The sequence below is a fragment of the uncultured Lamprocystis sp. genome (genome assembly GCF_903933125.1).
Classification (GTDB): Bacteria; Pseudomonadota; Gammaproteobacteria; order Chromatiales; family Chromatiaceae; genus Thiodictyon.
Map to the genome: position 1 here is coordinate 1 of NZ_CAIZIZ010000137.1, position 2,407 is coordinate 2,407.

The 2,407-nt window shown below is 68.3% G+C and carries 1 protein-coding gene; it reads left to right on the plus strand.

What is annotated here, in order from left to right; translation table 11 throughout:
• Positions 1 to 170: 170 nt before the first annotated feature.
• Entirely contained in the window at positions 171 to 2,030 is a 1,860-nt protein-coding gene (locus QZY03_RS06465; protein ID WP_295579262.1) for an ATP-binding protein, read from the plus strand.
• The last annotated feature ends 377 nt before the right edge of the window (positions 2,031 to 2,407 follow it).

The window sequence follows — 2,407 nt, forward strand, 5'->3', positions numbered from 1 at the left end:
CCGGATCCCTGACACCGAGCGGCGCGCCTTATCCACCCTACAGCGGAGCCGGTTTTGTAGGGTGGATAAGCGCAGCGCATCCACCAGCAGCCTTGCCGACGGGACGCGGTCGGCGGCGGCCACCCAAATTTGGAACTGCTGGTACCTTTTTCAGGACGCTCCCGCGCCGGGTGCTGAGGCGGCTGGCGGGGGCCGACGGGGCGGCACCGACCTCCCCGACCATGGCGCTGCTCGGGGAGGCACTGGATCTCGACGCGACCGCGGTACGCCTGCTCGATTTCCTCGAACAGCGTGAGTTGGTCGAACCGCTCCGCGTGTTGTTGCGCGCCAATGGGCACCCCGGTGTCCGCATCGCCGCCCGCGTCCAACTGGGGCGACTCGCCGCCTTGCTGGGTCTGGAGCGGACGGCGGTACAGAGCGCACTGGCCAAGCGCGCTCCGCTGCGGGCGCTCGGGCTGGTGGAGTATGAGGACGGTCACAGCGATCTGGAGGACTTCCTGGCGCCCACCGGCCTGCTGCGCGAGGTGGTGGAGGCCGCCCCGTTGGATGCCGAGGCGTTGCTGGCACTCTTGATCGAACCAGCCCCGGCCGGGGCCTGGCGGCTGGACGCTTTTCCGCAGTTGGCGGAGGCGGCCGGGCGCCTGCAAGGGGTCTTGCGCCAGAGCGCGGACACCGCGGCGGTCGGTGTGAATGCGCTCTTCTATGGGCCGCCCGGCACCGGCAAGACCGAACTGGCGCGGGCCTTGGCCGCGGCAAGCGGGCTGCGCGCCTATCAGGTGCGCAGCGCCGATGAGGATGGCGACGGGCTGCGGCGCACCGGTCGGCTGTCGGCCTATCTGCTCGCCCAGCGGCTGCTCGGGCGCCGGCGCGAAGCGGTGCTGATCTTCGATGAGGTCGAGGACGTTTTCGAGTCCGCCGATGAGCCGTTCGCCTTCCTGGGGGTGCGCCGCGCGACCGGCCGCCAGAAGGGCTGGATGAACCGCATCCTGGAGGAGAACCCGGTCCCGGCGATCTGGATCACCAACGACGCGGACAGCATGGACCCGGCCTTCCTGCGCCGCTTCCTGCTGCCGGTCGCCTTCGTCACCCCGCCGCGCTCGGTACGCCGCGCCATCGTCGAGTCCCATCTGGGCGACCGCGACCTGCCGCCGGCCTTGCTCGATGAACTGGCCGCCGACGCGGTCCTGACGCCGGCCCAATTGGGTGCGGCCCGGCGTCTGCTGGACCTGCACCCGCAGGCTCCGGCCGAGCAGACGGTGCGCGCCGGGGTGGCCGCGGTGCGCACCCTGCTCTATGGGGCGCCGACGCCCCGGCGGCGCACCCCGGCGACCCGCTTCGACGTGGCCTTTCTCAACCTGGCCGGCGGGATCGGCCCGAGCGCCATCGCCCACGCCCTGGCCGAGCAGGGTCGCGGCAGCCTCTGCTTCTATGGCCCGCCCGGCACCGGCAAGACCGCCTTCGCCGAGGTCCTGGCCACGGCCCTGGACCGCGAATTGGTGGCGCGGCAGGCGTCGGACCTGATCTCGCCCTATGTGGGAGAGACGGAACAGAACCTGGCGCGGTTGTTCCGTGAGTGCGACCCGGCGCATTCGGTTCTGCTGCTCGATGAGGTCGATAGCTTTCTCGCCGACCGGCGGGCGGCGCGCCACAGTTGGGAGCGGACCCAGGTCAATGAGCTGTTGCAGCAGATGGAGCATTATCCCGGCATCTTCATTGCCGCGACCAACCTGATGGCCGGGATCGATGCGGCGGCCCTGCGGCGGTTCGACTTCAAGCTCAATTTCCGGGCGCTGAATCCGGCGCAACGGCTTGCCCTCTTTGCGCGGGAGGCGCTGAATGACGCCACCGCGCCGGTGGCGCCCGACTTCGCGCGTTATCTGGAGACGCTGCAGGGATTGACGGCCGGTGACTTCGCCAACGTCTGCCGTCAGCGCATCCTGCTCGGGGAGGCGCTGACGCCTGAGCAATTCCTGCGGCGGTTGGCGGCGGAGTGCCGATTGAAACAGGTGGATGGGCGGGAAGCGGCATAGCCTTCTCATTCGCGTGCCACCGCTCCAGCGGTGGCACCGCTGTGTCAGGCGCTGTGCCCCTTGGACGATGAGCAAGGCCCCGGAGGTCGAGGCTTCAGCCGGTCCGGTCGGCCGTCAGGGTGACCGTCAAACCGCCGCGCCGCCCAGCGCCCTTAACCTTCGCGTCTCCGACCTGATTGCTCACGACTTGACGCGGCTTCAGGGAGGGGAGAATACTAGGCTCGGCTGGCAGTAGTTAGTGCCTGAAAGAAAACTCAACGTTTTCTGCAGCGCCTATTCGCTGTCGCGGGGAAATTTCGCGGCGTGATCATTCATCGCGATGAATACAAAGCATAGTGTGTTCATAATAGTGCGAGAATAAGAATTACTCTTATTAC